The sequence below is a fragment of the Pseudomonas sp. GL-B-26 genome (assembly GCF_019947405.1).
GTDB lineage: Bacteria > Pseudomonadota > Gammaproteobacteria > Pseudomonadales > Pseudomonadaceae > Aquipseudomonas.
This window is the reverse complement of the sequence record NZ_JAGYGJ010000066.1, coordinates 1-19,407: the sequence shown is the minus strand read 5'-3', so window position 1 is coordinate 19,407 and position 19,407 is coordinate 1. Positions and strand designations below refer to the sequence as shown.

The following is a 19,407-nucleotide window of genomic DNA, read 5'->3' as shown; positions in this document are numbered from 1 at the left end:
ATCGACAACTGTGTTGGGTTGCCCTGCAACCTCGCTTCACCCTGTTGCCCGTACTCAATAATAAAACTGGAGCTTCAGATGACCGCAACGCCCGAAGTGGCCGTCAGTTCGAACACTCAAACGCTCGATTTCGACGCGCTCGTTCTTTTGCTTGAGCAGATTTTTCAGCGCCATGGCACCTCCGCCGATGTCGCCAGAACACTGGCCCTCAACTGCGCCGGCGCCGAACGCGATGGCGCCCATAGTCATGGCGTATTCCGCATTCCCGGTTACGTATCGACGCTCCAGAGCGGCTGGGTCAATGGCCAGGCCGTGCCGGTGGTCGAGGATGTGGCTTCGGGGTTTGTCCGGGTCGACGCCGGTAATGGTTTCGCCCAACCGGCCCTCGCGGCAGCACGCGCACTGCTGGTGGAAAAGGCCCGCAGTGCCGGCATTGCGGTGTTGGCGATTCGTAATTCCCACCACTTCGCCGCCTTGTGGCCGGATGTCGAGCCCTTCGCCTATGAAGGGCTGGTGGCGCTGAGCGTGGTCAACAGCATGACCTGCGTGGTACCGCACGGCGCCGATCGTCCGCTGTTCGGGACCAACCCGATTGCGTTCGCCGCGCCTCGGGCTGACGGTGAGCCGATTGTCTTCGACCTGGCGACCAGCGCCATTGCCCATGGCGATGTGCAGATCGCCGCACGCAAGGGTGAGCGTTTGCCGCCAGGCATGGGGGTGGACGGACTTGGCCAGCCGACCCAGGACCCGAAAGCGATTCTTGAGGGCGGCGCGTTGTTGCCGTTTGGCGGCCATAAAGGTTCGGCGCTGTCGATGATGGTGGAGCTGTTGGCGGCGGCGTTGACCGGCGGCAATTTTTCCTTCGAGTTCGATTGGTCGAACCATCCGGGGGCCAAGACGCCGTGGACTGGCCAACTGTTGATCGTGATCGACCCGAGCAAGGCTGCCGGGCAGAATTTTGCCGAGCGCAGTCAGGAACTGGTCCGGCAGATGCACGGGGTAGGGCTCAAGCGTTTGCCGGGTGATCGACGTCACTACCAGCGGGCCAAGGCCAGCACCGACGGCATCCCGCTCGACGCGCAGACGTTGGCGAGTTTGCGGACATTGGCCGGGCTCTGATGTCTGCATACTCTCAGTCTGCATAAAAGCCGGGCATGAAAAAGGCGAGCGAAAGGCTCGCCTTTTTTATCGAAAACGCTTAACGCCGACCCAGCAACAACCCGACTACCAGGCCGAAACCGGCAGAGATCGCTACGGTTTGCCACGGATGACCACCGATGTAGGTTTCAGTGGCTTCGACCGCAGGTTTGGTCCGGTCACGAACGCTGGTGACGGAGTCCCGCGCCTGCTGAAGTTTCTGGGCGATCTGCCCACGAAGGGTGTCCGCTTCCTCTCCAACGAGCGAGGCACTGCTTTTGAGCAGCTTTTCCGACTCTTCGATCAGAGCCTGAAGTTCGCTGAAGGCTTGATCCTTGATCTGGTCTTCGGCGACTTGTGCGGCGGTTTTCCGGGCCATTGAGGTACTCCTTGCAGATAAATGGACAGTGAACAGTGGAGTCTGTCGTCAGCGAAAAAGTTGCAGTGGATTTTCGCGTTGACCCAACCCTGACGAAAAATCCTGAGTCGGACATTTCTTCCTACAGTGTAAGATGTCGCCTATTTTACGCAGCAGGTAACTCCCATGAGCTTCAATCTGGCCGACAAACCCCTTGCCGAGCGCGCTGCGCTGGAAGATGAGAAATCCCGTCTGTTCGATCTCTGGCAAAGCAACCTGGGCAAGTCCAAGGGCGAGGCCGCACGATTGTTCGGTGAACGCGCCAAGCGCAAAGGCAAATGGGCCGAATGGGTCCGTGCCGAACTTGACGGCATGTCGCCCCCGGAATTCGCGAACATGGTGCGCAGTGAAGTCAATCGCCTGATGGCTGCTAAATAAATTTCTACCTGACACTCGCGAAGCTCGCGACAATCGCTTCCCGGACTTTCAGCACCACCGGATCGAGCTGCGTACTGGTGCGCCAGCCCAGTTCGATCGGGTATCGCGGCAACGCCAGAGGGCAGGACAGCAGCGCCAGTCCGCTGAGCGCTGCAATGCTTTGCGCCGCATGGGCCGGAATGGTCGCCACGGCCTGACTGCCCTTGAGCAAGTGCGGTAACGCGGCAAAGTGTGTGGTCGAAGCGCATACCCGCCGACTCAACCCCAGCGCCGCCAGCCCCTCATCGGTGATCCCGATAAAGCCGCCCGACGAGACCAGAATGTGCTCGCGGGCGACGAACTCATCAAGGCTGAGGGTCTGCTGCCCCTCGGCCAGGCTGAGCGGGTCCACCAGGCACAGATAACCGCCTTCTCCCAGCACCTGACGGCTCAGCAAGCGCTCAGCAAACCCACCGGCGGTGATCGCCAGATCAATGCTGCGTTCCATCAACGCCTGGGCGACGATCTGGCTGTGAGTCTGACGAAAGATCAGCCGCAGCTTCGGCGCGACGCGGGCGATTTCCTCGATCAGCCGGCGCCCATACGCGATTTCGAAATCATCGGACATACCCACGGTCACCGAGCGTCCGTCGTAATGGTGGGCGGCCGGATCGACCATCGCCAGGCTCTGCCGGCATTTGTTCAGGGCATCGCAGACCACCGGTTTCAACTGGTTGGCCTTGAGCGTGGGCGCGAGTCCGCGGCCGGTGCGCACGAACAACTGATCGCCATACACCTCGCGCAGCCTTCGCAGTGCGGCGCTGACGGCTGATTGCGTCACGCCCAGACGCAACGCGGCCCGGCTGGCGCTGGACTCTTCATGCAGCGCTTCGAAGACTTTCAGCAGGTTGAGGTCGATGGAGGCGATATTCATTTGATTCATATCATTCAGCAGTGAATGGGGCTTTATTCATGATCCCGTGGCGCCTGAGAATGAGCAACACCTCATTGCTTTCGGAGTTACTGCGATGCCCAAGTCAATCGTTGCTGCACTGCAAATCGGCGCCTTGCCCGGTGGCAAGGCCGAGACCCTGGAACAGATCCTTTCTTGGGAAAACGCGATTATCGAATCCGGCGCGGCGCTGGTGGTCATGCCCGAAGCGTTGCTCGGCGGTTACCCCAAAGGCGAGGGCTTTGGCACTCAGCTAGGTTATCGCCTGCCGGAAGGGCGTGAAGCCTATGCCCGGTACTTCGCCAATGCGATCGCCGTGCCCGGCGCGGAAACCGAAGCGTTGGCCGGGTTGTCAGCGCGCACCGGCGCCAACCTGGTGATCGGTGTCATTGAACGCACCGGCAGCACCTTGTATTGCACCGCGTTGTATTTCGATCCGCAGTCCGGGCTGGTCGCCAAGCACCGCAAACTGATGCCCACCGGCACAGAGCGGTTGATTTGGGGAAAAGGCGATGGCTCGACGTTGCCGGTGATCGACAGTCAGGTCGGGCGGATCGGCGCGGTGGTGTGTTGGGAAAACATGATGCCGCTGCTGCGCACCGCGATGTACGCCAAAGGCGTGGAGGTCTGGTGCGCGCCAACGGTGGACGAGCGTGAAATGTGGCAGGTCAGCATGCGCCATATCGCCCATGAAGGACGCTGCTTTGTGGTCAGCGCCTGTCAGGTTCAGGATTCACCGCAGGCCTTGGGCGTGGAGATCGCCAACTGGCCGGCGGATCGGCCATTGATTGCCGGTGGCAGCGTGATCGTCGGGCCGATGGGCGACATTCTGGCGGGGCCGCTGCGTGACACCGCCGGTTTGCTCACCGCAGAAATCGACACCGATGACCTGATCCGCGCCCGTTACGACTACGACGTGGTCGGGCACTACGCGCGCCCGGACGTGTTTGAGTTGACGGTGGATGAGCGGGCCAAACCGGGTGTTCGATTTATTTGAGAACACGCCACTCTTCACGAGTGATTTCCCAGAGGTCTTTGGGGAATCGCCCGCTGACGAAGTCGCCTTCATCACTGCGGATCAAGCGCATGCCGGTGCGTTCCGAGAGTTTGCGCGAGCCAATGTTGGGCGCTGCTTTCGGTACCCGCATCACGGATCGGCCGAGGGTTTGGAACCAGTACTCGGTGACCGCCGCACTGGCTTCGGTCATCAAACCCTGGCCTTGCCATTTTGGCCCGAGCCAGAAGCCACGGTTGTTGTCTTGTTCATCCATCAGGCTGACATTGCCAATCAGTTGCTCAGGTGCCGACTTCAAACGAATCGACCAGTGCCACTCTTTGCCGGCGGCAATCGCTGGCAACGCGATGTCACGCAGATAGGTCAGTGCGCCATCGGCAGGGTACGGCCAAGGCACCAAGGCGTTCAGATAACGCACCACTTCCCAGTGCGGGAACTGTTGCTGGATGGCGTCGGCATCGGCCAATTCCAGCGGGCGCAGGATCAGGCGTTCGGTGTACAGCGTGGGTGTGGCTTCCATGTTTGTTGTCGCTCCTTGAGTCGTGATTTACCAGGTGCGCTCAGGCCCAGTGTCTGGCGCAGCACGGAAAACGCCGAAACGACCCTTGAGCAACGTTCGGCGGTTCAGCTGTGCGACCACGCTCACTGTGAGGGGGTCGCCGCAAACTGTCACTTCTTCATGAGCGGCGCGGCATCAGCTGCCTTTGACCGGCGTCGGCAAGGTCACAAGATTCACATAATCATCCCAGAACTGCTTCTGGTCGATGGCAAACACCACCTTGGCTTTTTGCGTGCCCACGGGTGGACTTTTCTTGTAACCCAGGGCGCGACCGTAGTCGGCACCGAATTGGGCATTGACATCGACCCACAGCTCGCGGGATTCGGTGACGATGCCCGGCTCGACCAGAAACAGGGCCGGCAGGCTGTCCCAGGTAAAACTGTGATAGCCGGGGTCTTTGCTGAACAACGGCGCGAATTCGTGTTTGTACAGATCGGCAATCGGTCCCGGCCGGGCGATGACGCGCTGGTAGATCGAGGCATCGAAGGTGACCTTTTCGCACACATCGTTGGGAAAAATGACGTGTTCGATGGGTGAGCGCAGGACGATCTTCGCCGCCTCGGGGTCGAACCACCAGTTGAATTCGGCGGCCGGTGTGGTGTTGCCCGGAATCTCAATGGCCCCGCCCATGTACACGATGCGTTTGATCAACGGCACGATGTCGGGGGCGGAGCGAATGGCCAGGGCGATGTTGGTCAGCGGGCCGACCGCCAGCAACGTCACTTCATGAGGATTGGCGCGCACGCTGTCGACGATGAACTGGGCGGCGGTTTCCTTGCGCAATGAGGTGTGGGTCGCCAGGCCATCCGGCGGGGTGATCAGTTGCGCGGCGGAAGTCGGACGCGGCGCCTTGAAAGCACCCGGCCACCCGGCCCCGAACAGGGCTTTTTCCTGTGGGTAGGTGGCGAAGTCATGAAGCAACGGGTAGGCCGCGCCGGAATAGACGCCGACGTCCTTTTCTACCCCCATGCGCTCTACTGCCTTGAGGGCATCCACCTGTTCCTGGTCGACCCAGGCGTTGCCGCTGACCAGGGTCATGCCGAGCAGGTCGATGCGTTTCTGGGCGTGGAGTTGGGCGAGCATGATGAAGGTCTGGCCATCATCGTTGAGCACGTTGAAGTCGGTGTCGAAGATGACTTTTTCCGCCGCTTGCAGGGAACCGGCGCAGAGGCCGGCAGCGACAAGCAGGGCACAGCGTTTGATGAAACCTCGCATGAATTCTCACCTGATAATTGGAATGACTGCCGAAGGATTGACACCCATCCACTGTGGGAGCGGGCTTGCTCGCGAAGGCGTCCGGTCAGTCAGCATCCCCGTCAACTGACACACCGCTTTCGCGAGCAAGCCCGCTCCCACAGGGGCAGTGTGGTGTCAGCGGTTGACCAGTTTGGCCGGCAAGGCGATCACCAGAAAGCTGCTGAGAATCAGGCAGCCGGCAAAGAACCACAGCGCGCCGGCACTGCTGCCGGTCACGTCGATGGCGACCCCCATCAGCGAGTTGCTGACCAGCCCGGCGATGTTCGCCAACGAGCAGGCGAGGGCGAAGCCGGTGGCCGCCGCGGTGCCTTTGAGAAAGGTCGCCGGCAGACTGAAGAACACCGGCACTGCGCCGATGATCGCCGCCGACGCGATGGCGAACAGGGCCACGGTCGCCACCACGTTGTGGACGAAGAACGGCGCACTGGCCATGGCGGCGGCGCCCACCAGAAACGGCACGATGATGTGCCAGCGACGTTCGCGGTGTTTGTCGGAGCTGGCGCCGATCAACAGCATGCCCAACAACGCGGCGATGCTCGGCAGCGCCGTGAGTACACCGATGTGGAACGTGTCGATGATGCCTGCATTGCGGATGAAGGTCGGCATCCAGAAACCCATGGCATAGGCACTGAGCAGGATCGAGAAGTCGATCCCGCCGAGCATCCAGACTTTCAGGTTGAAGAAGCCATCGCGAAAACTGTGTTTGCTGTCCCCGCCACTGGCTTCATCGGCGCGCAGTTCTTGCTCCAGCAGGTTTTTTTCATCGTCGTTGAGCCATTTGGCCTGGCGATAGTTGTTGGGCAGGGCCCAGAAGGTCAGCACGCCCAGCATGACACTCGGCACCGCTTCGATGAGGAACAGCCATTGCCAGCCATGCAGGCCGCCAAAGTTATCGAAATAACCCATGACCCAGCCGGACAGCGGGCCACCAATGACGCTGGACAGCGGCAGGCCGATCATGAACAAGGCGATGATGCGGCCCCGTCGATAGGTCGGAAACCAGGTCGTCAGGTAATACAGAACGCCGGGCAGAAAGCCTGCTTCGGCGGCACCGAGCAAGAAACGCAGGATGTAGAACTGAGTGGTGGACGTCACGAGCATGGTGCAGGCCGACAGCAGGCCCCAGGTGATCATGATGCGGGCGATCCAGATCTTGGCGCCGACTTTCTCCAGCACCAGGTTGCTCGGCACCTCGAACAGGATGTAGCCGACAAAAAACAGGCCGGCTCCGAGGCCGAAGGCGGTTTCGCTGAAGTGCAGTTGATCGAGCATCTGCAGTTTGGCGAAGCCGATATTGATCCGGTCGAGGTACGCGGCCAGGTAGCAGAAGCACAGGAAAGGGATCAGCTTCCAGGTGATCTTGTGGTAAAGCGCTTGAATCGGGTCGGCGACCGTGGTCGCAGGTGCTGCATTCGCAATGGGCATCGGGTGTCTCCTGGCGGTGACTTATGGTTTTTATACAGCCGCTTTTTTCCAGCGCTCTGGCGCGCTGAAAGCGGCGTCCAAAGGCAGTATCAGAAGACTGAGGGCGTACCCTCAGTTTTATCGAAGACCTGCGCTCTATGGCGCGGTTCTTGTGGTGCGCATCAGCTTTTCTCGAAGTGGGCGATGGCCTCCTGTTTGCTGACGACATCGCCGTATTTGCTGTCGATATCGAACAGGTTGGCTTCATGGGGCGCCGAATGCCGGTCGCCGACGCACTCGCGCACGACGATGGTGCGAAAGCCGTGTTGTACGGCGTCCACCGCTGTCGCCCGAATGCAGCCGCTGGTGGAGCAACCGGCCAGCACCACGGTGTCGATGCCTTGAGCGTGCAGCATCGAGGCCAGGCTGCTGCCGAAAAAGGCACTGGCGTATTGCTTGCTGATCACCACTTCATCCTCCTGGGGCAGTACCTCTTCGCAAAACGCCGCCAAGGGGTTGCCCTCGACCATATCTTTCATCACCGGGGCTTTTTTAACCCAGATGCCACCGTCGGCGAAATGGCCGGGATGGTAGCGGATATTGGTGTGCACCACCGGGATGCCCTGACGGCGGGCGCTGGCCAACAGTTCAACACTTTCGGCCACGGCACTGACCACGCCGGGTGCGAACAGCGGCGCCCCTTCGGTGGTGTAGCCGCGCATGAAATCGATCATCAGCAACGCGGCTTTCTGGCCGAAACCGATGCGCAGGCCCCACACGCCCTGATAGTTGTCGCTGGCGGTTTGTTCGTTCATGTTGCTCACCTTTTAATAGGCGCCGGAGAGCAGGGCGCCCGCACCGGGAACAATCGGTTCCAGGTCCAGGGCCGTGAGCATGGCGTAGGTGGTGGCAATGGCGGCGGTGAGCACCGGTTTGCCGGTTTGCGCTTCGACTTGCGCCACCACGGGCAGTGACTGCATCTGCACGCAGGCCGAGAGCACGATCACGTCGACGCCTTCCAGGTTCATACCGGCCACGATGCCCGGCAGATTCGCCGGATCGTGACGGGCCACGGCGAGGTTGTCGGGAATTTCCAGGGCGCGCCAGTCCACGACTTCGAAGCCTTCTGCGCGGATGTAATCCACCACCAGTTCGGTGAGGGGTTTCATGTACGGCGCGACGATAGCGATGCGTTTGGCGCCCAGCACTTTCAAGCCTTCGATCAAGGCGCCGGCGCTGGTAATGACTGGCGCGTTGCCGTCGTTATCGGCGGTGGCCTTGCGCAGCCGTTGCTCGGATTTGCGGTGATAACCCAGACCCATGGCCATGATCGCCACCAGGCACGCGTAACCCAATACGTCGACCTTGGCGTCGGACAATTCCACGGCGCAGCGGTCGGATTCGCCGTCCATCGCCGCCAGCTCTTCCTTGCGCACTTGCTTCATGCGCATGCGGCTGGAGTGAAAGGTGAAGCGCTCGGGGCGGATCAACTGACGCGCGGTGAGCATCGCCGGGATCTCGGTTTCCATGGTGGTGTTGGAGCTCGGCACGATCTGGCCAATGCGGTAAGGCGTGAGCATAAAAGTCTCCCGATGGCTTTTAATTAAGGGTTGGATTCAGACGTGGACCGAGGAAGTCACCGAAGGCGGCGAAGAAGCCTTCGAGGTCATCCCAAGGAATCATGTGCCCGGCGTTTTCGACGTGGACACTGCGAATGTTCGGTTGCAGGTCGAGTATTTCCGCTTCGTCCTCGGGCTGAATAACACCACCACGGCCGGCGATCATCAGTAACGCCGGGGCCTGGAGTTTCGGCAGGTCCTGATGGAAATCCACCTCATGGAAATCGTTGAAGGCCTGCACGATTGCCGGCTCGTAGCAGGTGTGCAGCCACTCGGCGCGCAGCTGCAGTTGCTCGTCGGTCCAGGTGGCGCAGAAGGCGCGCATCGCATCAAAGTCCATTCCTACCAAGGACTGGCGGATCGAATCGACGTACCACGGCAGTTTGCTCGGGTATTCGCGCCGACCAGGGCCGGACACCGGTGGATCGATCAATACCAGACGGTTCACCCCGACCGGATGCCGCACCGCGCTGCGCACGGCAAAGCGGGCGCCCATGGAATGGCCGACCAAGTGGTAGTTGTCGAGACTCATGGCCTGTGCGAAAGCGCCGATGTCGTCGGCGCAGGCGTCAACGCTGTAGTCCAGCTCGGGCCCGGTGGAGGAGAGGCCACGACCACGGACGTCCAGCACATAAGTGTCGAAATGCTCGCCTAAGCGCTCCGCGACAAAGCCCCAGGTGATCGCCGGGCTGGTGATGCCGGGAATCAGAATCAGCGCCGGGCCTTTACCGCCATAGCGCAGGTAGTGCTGGCGAATACCGTTGGCCTGGACGTTACCGCCATGGATGAACGTACTCACGCGGCTACCCCCGATTTCAGCGGCTGGGCGTACAGGTCATAGCCGTAAACCCAGGCCGGATCTTCCTGGGTGCGCAGCCAAGTGTTGGCGTTGGACACAGATTGCACGCGGGAGGCGCGTTCCTTGCGGTTGGCTTCATAGAGTTCGAACGCAGTGCGGTAATCGCCGAGCCCGGTTTCCTGCAGGCAGCGGGTGAGCATCGCGGCGTCTTCGATGGCCATGCCGGCGCCCTGGGCCATGTGCGGCTTCATCGGGTGGCAAGCGTCACCCAGCAGCACCAGTCGCCCACGGCTCCACAGCGGCAACGGGCTGCGGTTGCGCAACGGCCATTTGGTGACGCTTTCGGTGGATTCGATCAGCGCCTGGACCGTCGGGTGATACCCCTGGAACGCCTCAAACATTTCTTCGCGGCTGCTGTCGACGAACGCGCCCTGGAAATCCCACTCCGGGTGTGGCACGCCGGTCACGTAGTAGTACTCGTCGCGCTTGCCGGTGGTGTAGTAGACCATCATGTGCCGATCCTCGGTCCACCACTTGATGCAGTCTTCGAACTTCAAGTCGTATTTGGCCAGTTGATCGCCACGGATCAGCGCGCGGTGCGCTACCCAGCCGCTGTACAGCGGTTTTTCCGCGCCGAGCAACTCTTCACGAATCTTCGAATTGATGCCGTCGGCGCCGATGACGATGTCGGCGTAGGTCACTTCGCCATCGCTGAAGGTCAGGCGCACCTGGCTGTCGGTTTCTTCGAGGGTTTCCAGGCGTTTGTTGAAGTGCACAGTGCCGGGTTTGATCGTCGACATCTGCAGGGCGTGCAGGTCGCCGCGGTGCACGGTGATGTAGGACGCGCCGTATTCCTTGCGAGCGAAATCTCCCAATGGGATGCGTGACAGGTAATCGCCACTCAAACCGTCACGACTGAACCAGTGATCCGGGTGCGAACCCATCAGGTCGAGCTGTTGCTCGATGCCCATGCGCCGGAAGATTTTCATGATGTTGGGGCCCATGTGTATCCCGGCACCGAGGCGGGAGAACTCGGGGGCCTGTTCGTAGATGTCCACCTCGAACCCGGCTTGTTGTAGCAGCGTCGCAGCGGCAGCACCGCCAAGACCCGCACCGACGATGGCGATTTTCTGTGTTCTTGCCATAGGGATTGTTCCTCTTTTTCGAATGGTCACTGGCGATGTCGTCGCAAGGTTTTTAAAGTGTATACGCTATATTTTTTAAAAAGAAAGAGCCGTTTGGAAAAAATAATTTTCAGACTTGTTTGTCTGTAGTCACCAAATGTAACCCGTAAATATTGGGTTTGTGTGGGTTGGTAACGTTATGGCTTGGTGCTTGCAGTCAGCCTGCTTTTAGGGTCTTATCGTTAGCAAATGGTGTATACGCTATAAAAATGCACTGGAGTGAGGCGGGGCGCCTCGACTTGGTGCGCAACAAACGATCGAGGAGACAGGAAAATGCCGGTAAGCGATTGCGAATTGACCCAGATGTTCGAACACGTGTTGAAGCTGTCGAAGGTCGACCCGACCCAGAGCGTCGCCGTACTCAAGAGCCACTATTCGAACCCGCGTACCGTGCGTGCGGCGATGGAGGCGGCCCAGCGGTTGGGAGCCAAGGTCTACGCGGTGGAGTTGCCTTCGTTCAACCACCCAACCGCCATGGGCAATGACATGACGGCCTACTGCGGCGATACCGCGCTGACCGGCAATATCGCGGCGCAGCGGGCGCTGGAAGCGGCGGACTTGATCGTCGACACGATGATGCTGCTGCACTCACCGGAGCAGGAGCAGATCCTCAAGACCGGCACTCGGATTCTGTTGGCCGTCGAACCCCCGGAAGTCCTGGCGCGAATGCTGCCGACCGAGGCCGACAAGGTGCGGGTGATGGCGGCGGAGCAACTGCTCAAACAGGCCAGATCAATCCACGTCACCTCCCGCGCCGGCAGCGATTTCCGCGCGGCGCTGGGGCAATATCCTTCAGTCACCGAGTACGGTTTCGCTGATGAACCGGGGCGCTGGGATCACTGGCCCAGCGGCTTTCTGTTCTCCTGGCCCAACGAAGAAACCGCCGAAGGCGTGCTGGTGCTGGATGTCGGCGACATTGTGCTGCCGTTCAAGAACTACACCCGGGAGAAAATCACCCTGGAAATCGAGAAGGGCTTCATCACCTCGATCCATGGCGGTTTCGAGGCCGAATACCTGCGTGACTACATGAAGTACTTCAACGATCCAGAGGTCTACGGTATTTCCCATATCGGCTGGGGCTTGCAGCCACGGGCGCAGTGGACTGCCATGGGGCTGCACGACAAAAACGATGGCATGTGCATGGATGCCCGGGCGTTCTACGGCAACTTCCTGTTCTCAACCGGACCGAATACCGAAGTTGGTGGCACCCGCAAAACCCCGTGTCACCTGGATATTCCATTGCGCCATTGCGATGTGTACCTGGATGACCAGGCGGTGGTGATTGGTGGGGATGTGATCGCACCCGAGGCTTCGCGGGTTTACAAGGATTAGTTGCCAGACACACATGTTGTGGTCAGCGCTGATCAAATGTGGGAGCGGGCTTGCTCGCGAAGGGGCCGTGTCAGCCGACATCTATGTCAACTGACACACCGCATTCGCGAGCAAGCCCGCTCCCACAAGGGTTTGGTGCTGTCCCTTAAGGCCAATATCACGCTTGAGTCCACCCGCCAACCTGTCCATCATGCCTTCCCACCACTTTTCGCTTTTCGAGTCTGTCGTGTCAGAAACTCCTGATTCCTCCTACGTTTTCTCCGAACAAGTCGGGCATTTGCTCCGCAAGGCCTATCAACGGCACATGGCGATTTTTCAGCAGAACGTCGGCGACTCCCAGCTCACCGCGGTGCAGTTCGTCACCCTGTGCGCCGTGCGTGATCACGGCCCCAGTTCGTTGACTGAACTGGTCAAAGCCACAGCCGTGGATCAAGCGACCATTCGCGGCATTGTCGAGCGGCTCAAGGCCCGGGAGCTGATCACCCTCGAACCCGACCCGCAGGACCGGCGCAAAGTGATTGTCGGCCTGTCCGAAGCCGGCGACCGTCTGGTGCAGCAAACCGTGCCCTGTGCCGGGAAAATCACCGAGCTGACCATGAGCAACCTCAACCCGGCAGAGCAGGTCGCCGTGCTGTTTTTGCTGCGCAAGATGATCGACGACCCACAGGACTGATCAGCGCATTCGGTCTTTGGCATCGTTTTTGCTCTCTTTTCATGTAGTAACCACTTCACCACTCGAGTGTGTCGCGACGCCACAAACTGATTCTGGCCCGCGACCTTTTCTTCGATCTTTTGGTGTAGCGGATACTTCATCAACTGAAGCGGGCGAAGCGAATGACAAGCCAGGAAATCACGGTAGCGCTTGAGGTCAACGGCCACACCAGCACCGTCACCGCGATGGCGGATACGCCGTTATTGCTGATCCTGCGCAATGACCTGCAACTCAACGGCCCCAAGTACGGTTGCGGCCTGGGCGAGTGCGGCGCGTGCACGGTGATCATCGACGGCGTGGCGGCGCGCTCTTGCGTGTTTCCGCTGGCTGGCGCGGTCGACCGGCAGATCGTCACCCTCGAAGGGCTCGGCAACCGCGCCGATCCGCACCCGGTGCAACAAGCCTTTATCGATGAGCAGGCGGCGCAATGCGGCTACTGCCTCAACGGCATGATCATGACCGCCAAGGCCTTGCTCGACCGCATCCCGCACCCCAGCGAAACCCAGATCCGCAACGAACTCTCGGCCAATCTTTGCCGATGCGGCACCCATATCGAAATCCTCCGCGCGGTGCTGCGAGCCGCCCGTCAAACGCCTTGAACGTGGATCGATGACCATGACTGACGCAATCCCCACCCGCGACCAATGGCTGGCCAAGACCGGCGTTCTGCTGATCGTCGACGACATCCTGCCGCCATCAGGCCCGGTGGCCAAAGGCGGTACGCCGCTGATCAAACCCAAGGAACTGGGGCTGTTCATCGCCATCAGCGATGACGCACGGGTGTATGCCTTCAACGGGCATGTTGACCTCGGCACCGGTATCCGCACTTCGCTGGCGCAGATCGTCGCCGAAGAACTGGACCTGCAACTCGATCAGGTGTGCATGGTGCTGGGCGACACCGAACGTGTGCCCAATCAGGGCGCGACCATCGCCAGCGCCACTCTGCAGATTTCCGCGATCCCATTGCGCAATGCGGCTGCGGAGGCCCGGCGTTTTCTGCTGGAGCGGGCGGCAGAACGCTGGTCGGTGGAGGCGGGCAGTCTGAAGGTCGAGGCCGGGGTGATAGTCGCAGCGGACGGACGCACCACGTCCTACGCCGATCTGGTGCGCGGTGATCATGTTGAACTGCGCCTCTCAGGCACCGCGCCACACAAACCTGCCGAAGATTATCGGCTGGTCGGCAAGGGCGCCGCGCGGGTGGATATTCCGGCCAAGGCCACTGGCGAACTGACTTACGTGCACGACATGCGGCTGCCGGACATGCTCCACGGCCGGGTGATTCGCCCGCCCTATGCCGGGCTCGATTGCGGCGAATTCGTCGGCAACAGCCTGCTGGAGGTCGATGAGTCCTCCATCGCGCATATTTCCGGGATCGTGGCGGTGGTGGTGATTCGTGATTTCGTCGGGGTGGTGGCGCTGCGCGAAGAACAGGCGATCAAGGCCGCCCAGGCGTTGAAAATCACATGGAAAGCCTGGAACCATAAATTGCCGGACATGAGTAATGTCGAGCAGGCCATCCGCGATAACCCGCGAGTACAGCGCGTCGTTCTCGATCAGGGCAACGTCGATGACGCCTTGGCCGGGGCCCATCAGCGTATGCCGCGCACGTATCTGTGGCCGTATCAGATGCATGGCTCTATCGGCCCGTCTTGCGGGTTGGCGGACTATCAGTCGTCGGGCAGTCGTGTGTGGTCCGGAAGCCAGAATCCGCATTTGCTGCGAGCGGATCTCGCCTGGTTGCTGGAGTGCGCAGAAGAATCGATCGAGATTGTTCGCATGGAAGCGTCGGGCTGTTATGGGCGTAACTGTGCCGACGATGTCTGCGCCGATGCCTTGCTGTTGTCCCGCGCCGTGGGCAAACCGGTGCGGGTGCAATTGACCCGCGAGCAGGAGCATCTGTGGGAACCCAAGGGCACCGCACAACTGATGGACGTCGACGGCGGTTTGAACGCCGATGGCAGTGTGGCTGCTTACGATTTCCAGACCAGCTACCCGTCCAACGGCGCGCCGACTCTGGCTTTGCTGTTGACCGGACGGGTAGAGCCGGTGGCGGCGATGTTCGAGATGGGCGATCGCACGTCGATCCCTCCTTATGACTTCGAACACCTGCGCGTGACCATCAATGACATGGCGCCGATTGTCCGGGCTTCATGGATGCGCGGGGTGTCGGCGCTGCCCAATACCTTCGCCCACGAGTCGTACATCGATGAACTGGCGTTCGCGGCGGGCGTCGATCCGGTGGAGTACCGACTGCGTTATCTGCGCGATGAGCGCGCCATCGACCTGGTGAAATCCACCGCCGAGCGCGCCGCCTGGACCCCGCGCACCGCGCCGATGCAAACCCCGAACGACGATCAGTTCCTGCGCGGTCGCGGCTTTGCCTACGCGCGCTACATCCACAGCAAATTCCCCGGATTCGGTGCGGCGTGGGCCGCATGGGTAGCGGACGTGGCGGTGGATCGCCAGACCGGTGATGTGTCCGTCACGCGGGTGGTGATCGGTCATGACTCGGGGATGATGATCAACCCGGCGGGCGTACAGCATCAGATCCACGGCAACGTCATTCAATCCACCAGTCGGGTGCTCAAGGAGCGGGTGACTTTCGAGGAGTCCACCGTCGCCAGCAAGGAGTGGGGCGGTTATCCAATCCTGACCTTCCCTGAAGTGCCGCAGATCGACGTCTTGATGATGCCGCGTCAGGACCAGCCGCCGATGGGCGCCGGTGAGTCCGCCTCGGTGCCGAGTGCGGCGGCGATTGCCAACGCCATTTATGACGCCACCGGGATTCGTTTTCGCGAACTGCCGATTACCCCGGAACGGGTGCTGGCGGCGTTGAATGCCGGCACTTGTGACGAGCCACCGAAGTCGCCGGCCAAACGCTCGAAGTGGCTGTTCGGTTCGCTGTTTGCGGCGTTCGGCGCGGTACTCGGTATGGCCGCCACCGCGTGGCCGTATCACGGTGAAATCGCGCCGATTGCCCCGCCAAGTGCCGGCACCTGGTCGGCAGCAACCCTTGAGCGCGGCCGGTTGCTGGCGGCGGTCGGCGATTGCGCGGTTTGCCATACCGCGCCGGGTGGCGCGACCAATGCCGGAGGCCTGGCGATGCAGACGCCGTTTGGCACGCTCTACAGCAGCAACATCACGCCGGATGTGAAGACCGGCATCGGCAACTGGTCGTACCCGGCGTTCGAGCGTGCGATGCGCGACGGCATCGGCCGCGACGGGCGCAATCTGTACCCGGCGTTTCCCTACACCGCGTTTCGCAATATCAACGATGCCGACATGCAGGCGCTGTATGCGTACCTGATGTCACAAGCGCCGGTCAGCCAACCCGCGACAGCCAACAATATGCGTTTTCCATTCAATCTGCGGCCGTTGATGGCCGGGTGGAATTCGCTGTTTTTGCGCCGGGGCGAGATCAGCGTGCAGCCAGAACGTAGCGAGCAATGGAATCGCGGCGCCTACCTGGTCAACGGTCTGGGCCACTGCGCCGCCTGTCATTCGCCACGTAACCTGATGGGCGCGGAGAAGGGCGGTGCATCGTTCCTGGCTGGCGGCACGGTCGATGGCTGGGAAGCGCCGGCGCTGAACGGTTTGTCGAAAGCGCCAACGCCGTGGACGGAGAATCAGCTGTTCGACTATCTCAGCACCGGCTATTCCGACGCCCATGGCGTGGCGACCGGGCCCATGGGGCCGGTGGTCAGTGAACTGGCGAAATTGCCCAAGACGGATATCCGGGCGATGGCGGTGTACCTGGCGTCACTCAACGACGCGCCGGCTGAAGCGCAAGTGGTGGAGAGGGTCACGCGCCCGGTGGCCAGCCTGTCATTGAGCAACGGTCAGCGGGTGTTCGAAGGTTCGTGCAAGGCCTGTCACGCTGATGGCCTGGGGCCGAAACTGTTTGGTGTGAGTCCGTCTCTGGCGAGCAATACCAATGTGCACAGCGATCAACCGGACAACCTGATCAAGGTCATCCTGCAAGGCATCGATGCACCGGCCACCAAGGACCTGGGCTACATGCCAGGTTTCAAGGACAGCCTGTCCAATACGCAGGTGGCGGAACTGGCGGCGTTTTTGCGTAATCGGTTTGCTTCAAATGCGCCGGGTTGGGAAGGGTTGGAACAGAAGGTTGCACATCTGCGGGCTAATCCAGGGAGCCATTAAAAGTATCGCGGGCAAACCTCGCTCCAGGTTCAGCGCAACCTTTGTGGGAGCGAGCTTGCTCGCGATGAGGCCGGCCCAGTCACCCCAGATGCTCGTCGGGCAACTTCATCACCCCCCGAAGCACCAGATCCTTGATAAACCCCAACCAATCCTCCCGCTGCCCCTTGTCCGCCAGATCCTCCCCAAGGAAGGAACTGAGCGTATGCCGATTGGAGTTATAGAAATAACAAAGCGAGGCGATCATCAGATACACATGCTTGATGTCCAGGTCCTGACGAAACAAACCCTGAACCTGACCCGCCTCAATGATTGGTCGCAATACGCCGACCGCTTCTCCCGACAACCGGCGCAACTCGCTGGATTGTTGGGCGTGCTTGCCGTTATGCAGGTTTTCGTTACTGAGGATGGCGACGAATTCCGGGTGTTCGACGTAGTAGTTCCAGACGAACGCCACCAGATCCTGCAGGGCCAACAGCGGTGTGCTCAGGTCCAGCTTGAGCTGGCTTTCGGCTTTATTGAATTGCTCATAGGTGTGTTCCAGCACGCAGATGAACAACTGCTCTTTGCTGCCGAAGTAGTAATAGAGCATGCGGTCGTTGGAATCGGCTTCGCGGGAAATGCTTTCCACCCGCCCCCCGGAGTAGCCGTCGCGGGTGAACACCTTCACGGCCGCTTCGAGAATCCGGGTTCGGGTTTGATGGGCCTGGGCGGCCCGGATGCCGGTTTTCTTGTTCAACGTGCGGTCAACCTTCTACCAAGCGGAGTCGCAACGAATGTAGCACGGTCCCATCAGCGGTTCAGGCTGGCGGCGGTTTCAGTGGCCGGCGGATTTTCCATGACTTGCAGGATCGAGGCTTCCGGATCGAAGTCGTCCTCTTCCAGCTCAATGAATTCTTCAGGCAGGAAGATATTCAGCACGATTGCGCACAATGCGCCGACGGTGATCGGCGATTCGAAGATGTTGTGCAGCGCCTTCGGCAACTCGCGCAGCACTTCCGGAACCGCCGCGACACCCAGACCCATGCCGAGCGAAATCGAAACGATCAGCATGTTGCGTCGATGCAGGCCGGCTTCGGCTAGGATCTTGATCCCGGCGACAGCGACGGTGCCGAACATCACCAGTTCAGCACCACCGAGTACCGGTTTGGGCATCAGTTGCAGCACCGCGCCGATCATCGGGAACAACCCCAGCACCACCAACAGACCGGCAATGAAGAACGCCACGTAGCGGCTGGCCACGCCGGTGAGCTGAATCACGCCGTTGTTCTGGGCGAAGGTCACCATCGGCATGCTGTTGAACACGGCGGCCATGGCCGAGTTCAGGCCGTCGGCGAGCAGGCCTGACTTGATCCGGCGGAGGTAGATCGGGCCTTTGACGGGCTGCCGGGAAATCATCGAGTTGGCGGTCAAGTCACCGGCGGCTTCCAGCGGCGACACCAGGAAAATCACCGCCACTGGTACAAACGCCACCCAATCGAAGTTAAAACCGTACTTGAACGGCACCGGTACGCTCATCAGCGGTACGTCGGGCAGGCTGGCGAAGTTGACGTCACCCATCAACCAGGCCACGACATAGCCGAGGGTCAGGCCGATGACGATTGCGCCGAGGCGCAGGAACGGCACATCGGCCCGGTTCAGCACCACAATCGTTCCGAGCACCAAGGCCGCCAGGGCCAGGTGACTGGCCGCGCCGAGGTCCGCCGCACCGAAACCGCCGGCGATGTCGGTCATGGCGACTTTGATCAGTGACAGGCCCATCAGCGTGATGATCGTGCCGGTCACCACCGGGGTGATCAGCATCCGCAATTTGCCGATGAACTGGCTCAATACCACTTCGATGAAGGCGGCGAAAAAGCACACACCAAAGATCGTCGACAGAATCTCATCGGTGCCGCCACCCCGGGCCTTGACCATGAAACCGGCACTGAGAATCACGCTGATGAATGAGAAGCTGGTGCCTTGCAAACACAGCAGGCCGGAACCGATCGGGCCGAAACGTCGTGCCTGAACAAACGTGCCCAGCCCCGAGACGAACAGCGCCATGCTGATCAGGTACGGCACTTCGCTTTGCAGGCCGAGGGCGCCACCCATGATCAGCGTCGGGGTGATGATGCCGACGAAACTCGCGAGTACGTGTTGCAGGGCGGCGAAGACGGTGGCGGTCAGATGCGGACGGTCGTCGAGGCCGTAAATCAGGTCGGAGCGGGGCCGGGGTTTTGCGTGTTCGGATGAGGTCACGAGGAATGCGCCAGGGCCAGGTCAAAAAATGGAGGCGCAGGATGCCAGAAACCGGCAAAAGATCAAAAGATCGCAGCCTCGTTTCACTCGACAGCTCCTACATTTGGAACGCGATCCCCTGTAGGAGCTGCCGTGTAGTGGTCGAATATTTTTGGACCATGATGTAGGAGCGTCGACTTTAGGAATCATCATGGGATATCGGGTTGTTACATCTGAGGAAAAAGCGGAGGCGATCCGTTTGGTTGTGGAGATGGATTACT

Annotated in this window: 18 protein-coding genes; 7 read left to right on the top strand and 11 right to left on the bottom strand. The window is 60.6% G+C overall.

Annotated elements, in window-relative coordinates; translation table 11 throughout:
• Nucleotides 1-78 precede the first annotated feature (78 nt).
• On the top strand, nucleotides 79-1,119 hold the full coding sequence (locus KGB23_RS28110; RefSeq protein WP_223433406.1) for an Ldh family oxidoreductase: 1,041 nt from the start codon (nucleotides 79-81) through the stop codon (nucleotides 1,117-1,119).
• A 79-nt stretch (nucleotides 1,120-1,198) separates the two neighbouring features.
• On the opposite strand, the gene KGB23_RS28105 is transcribed toward KGB23_RS28110, so the two are convergent.
• Nucleotides 1,199-1,516: a YqjD family protein gene (locus tag KGB23_RS28105; RefSeq protein ID WP_123364977.1), complete on the bottom strand. Its 318-nt coding sequence runs from the start codon at nucleotides 1,514-1,516 to the stop codon at nucleotides 1,199-1,201.
• 165 nt (nucleotides 1,517-1,681) lie between these two features.
• On the opposite strand from KGB23_RS28105, the gene KGB23_RS28100 reads away from it, so the two are divergent.
• Entirely contained in the window at nucleotides 1,682-1,933 is a 252-nt protein-coding gene (locus tag KGB23_RS28100) for a hypothetical protein (protein ID WP_008155229.1), read from the top strand.
• A 4-nt stretch (nucleotides 1,934-1,937) separates the two neighbouring features.
• Here KGB23_RS28100 and KGB23_RS28095 read toward each other — a convergent pair whose 3' ends face one another.
• Entirely contained in the window at nucleotides 1,938-2,855 is a 918-nt protein-coding gene (locus KGB23_RS28095) for a LysR family transcriptional regulator (RefSeq protein ID WP_223433405.1), read from the bottom strand.
• 85 nt (nucleotides 2,856-2,940) lie between these two features.
• On the opposite strand from KGB23_RS28095, the gene KGB23_RS28090 reads away from it, so the two are divergent.
• A complete protein-coding gene (locus KGB23_RS28090; RefSeq protein WP_223433404.1) occupies nucleotides 2,941-3,861 on the top strand; it encodes a carbon-nitrogen hydrolase family protein in 921 nt (306 codons plus the stop codon).
• On the opposite strand, the gene KGB23_RS28085 is transcribed toward KGB23_RS28090, so the two are convergent.
• The 7 genes from KGB23_RS28085 to KGB23_RS28050 form a co-directional block, all read right to left on the bottom strand.
• Nucleotides 3,854-4,399 (bottom strand): GNAT family N-acetyltransferase, encoded by a 546-nt coding sequence (locus tag KGB23_RS28085; RefSeq protein WP_223433403.1) that lies wholly within the window; start codon nucleotides 4,397-4,399, stop codon nucleotides 3,854-3,856. The genes KGB23_RS28090 and KGB23_RS28085 overlap by 8 nt on opposite strands.
• A gap of 174 nt (nucleotides 4,400-4,573) precedes the next feature.
• Nucleotides 4,574-5,653: a nucleoside hydrolase gene (locus KGB23_RS28080; protein ID WP_223433402.1), complete on the bottom strand. Its 1,080-nt coding sequence runs from the start codon at nucleotides 5,651-5,653 to the stop codon at nucleotides 4,574-4,576.
• Between the two features lie 156 nt (nucleotides 5,654-5,809).
• On the bottom strand, nucleotides 5,810-7,120 hold the full coding sequence (locus KGB23_RS28070; protein ID WP_134102126.1) for an MFS transporter: 1,311 nt from the start codon (nucleotides 7,118-7,120) through the stop codon (nucleotides 5,810-5,812).
• Nucleotides 7,121-7,281: 161 nt separating this feature from the next.
• Nucleotides 7,282-7,914 (bottom strand): N-carbamoylsarcosine amidohydrolase, encoded by a 633-nt coding sequence (locus KGB23_RS28065; protein WP_223433401.1) that lies wholly within the window; start codon nucleotides 7,912-7,914, stop codon nucleotides 7,282-7,284.
• 12 nt (nucleotides 7,915-7,926) lie between these two features.
• On the bottom strand, nucleotides 7,927-8,679 hold the full coding sequence (locus KGB23_RS28060; protein WP_223433400.1) for an Asp/Glu racemase: 753 nt from the start codon (nucleotides 8,677-8,679) through the stop codon (nucleotides 7,927-7,929).
• Between the two features lie 19 nt (nucleotides 8,680-8,698).
• A complete protein-coding gene (locus KGB23_RS28055) occupies nucleotides 8,699-9,517 on the bottom strand; it encodes an alpha/beta fold hydrolase (protein WP_223433399.1) in 819 nt (272 codons plus the stop codon).
• Nucleotides 9,514-10,662, bottom strand: a complete 1,149-nt coding sequence (locus tag KGB23_RS28050; RefSeq protein ID WP_223433398.1) for an FAD-dependent monooxygenase — start codon at nucleotides 10,660-10,662, stop codon at nucleotides 9,514-9,516. The genes KGB23_RS28055 and KGB23_RS28050 overlap by 4 nt, the downstream gene beginning before the upstream one ends.
• Before the next feature lie 312 nt (nucleotides 10,663-10,974).
• Here KGB23_RS28050 and KGB23_RS28045 point away from each other — a divergent pair, with 312 nt between their 5' ends.
• The 4 genes from KGB23_RS28045 to KGB23_RS28030 all read left to right on the top strand — a co-directional run bounded on the left by KGB23_RS28045 (nucleotide 10,975) and on the right by KGB23_RS28030 (nucleotide 16,909).
• Complete coding sequence (locus tag KGB23_RS28045; RefSeq protein ID WP_223433397.1) at nucleotides 10,975-12,033, top strand: 2,5-dihydroxypyridine 5,6-dioxygenase; 1,059 nt, start codon at nucleotides 10,975-10,977, stop codon at nucleotides 12,031-12,033.
• 226 nt (nucleotides 12,034-12,259) lie between these two features.
• Entirely contained in the window at nucleotides 12,260-12,706 is a 447-nt protein-coding gene (locus tag KGB23_RS28040) for a MarR family winged helix-turn-helix transcriptional regulator (RefSeq protein ID WP_223433396.1), read from the top strand.
• A 161-nt stretch (nucleotides 12,707-12,867) separates the two neighbouring features.
• Nucleotides 12,868-13,344, top strand: coding sequence for a (2Fe-2S)-binding protein (locus KGB23_RS28035; RefSeq protein WP_056739967.1), 477 nt, complete (start codon nucleotides 12,868-12,870; stop codon nucleotides 13,342-13,344).
• A gap of 16 nt (nucleotides 13,345-13,360) precedes the next feature.
• Nucleotides 13,361-16,909, top strand: a complete 3,549-nt coding sequence (locus KGB23_RS28030) for a molybdopterin cofactor-binding domain-containing protein (protein WP_223433395.1) — start codon at nucleotides 13,361-13,363, stop codon at nucleotides 16,907-16,909.
• 79 nt (nucleotides 16,910-16,988) lie between these two features.
• Here KGB23_RS28030 and KGB23_RS28025 read toward each other — a convergent pair whose 3' ends face one another.
• Together KGB23_RS28025 and KGB23_RS28020 are read right to left on the bottom strand one after the other, a co-directional pair.
• Nucleotides 16,989-17,645, bottom strand: coding sequence for a TetR/AcrR family transcriptional regulator (locus KGB23_RS28025; protein WP_223433394.1), 657 nt, complete (start codon nucleotides 17,643-17,645; stop codon nucleotides 16,989-16,991).
• A 53-nt stretch (nucleotides 17,646-17,698) separates the two neighbouring features.
• Nucleotides 17,699-19,147 (bottom strand): nucleobase:cation symporter-2 family protein, encoded by a 1,449-nt coding sequence (locus tag KGB23_RS28020; protein ID WP_223433393.1) that lies wholly within the window; start codon nucleotides 19,145-19,147, stop codon nucleotides 17,699-17,701.
• Nucleotides 19,148-19,407: the final 260 nt, after the last annotated feature.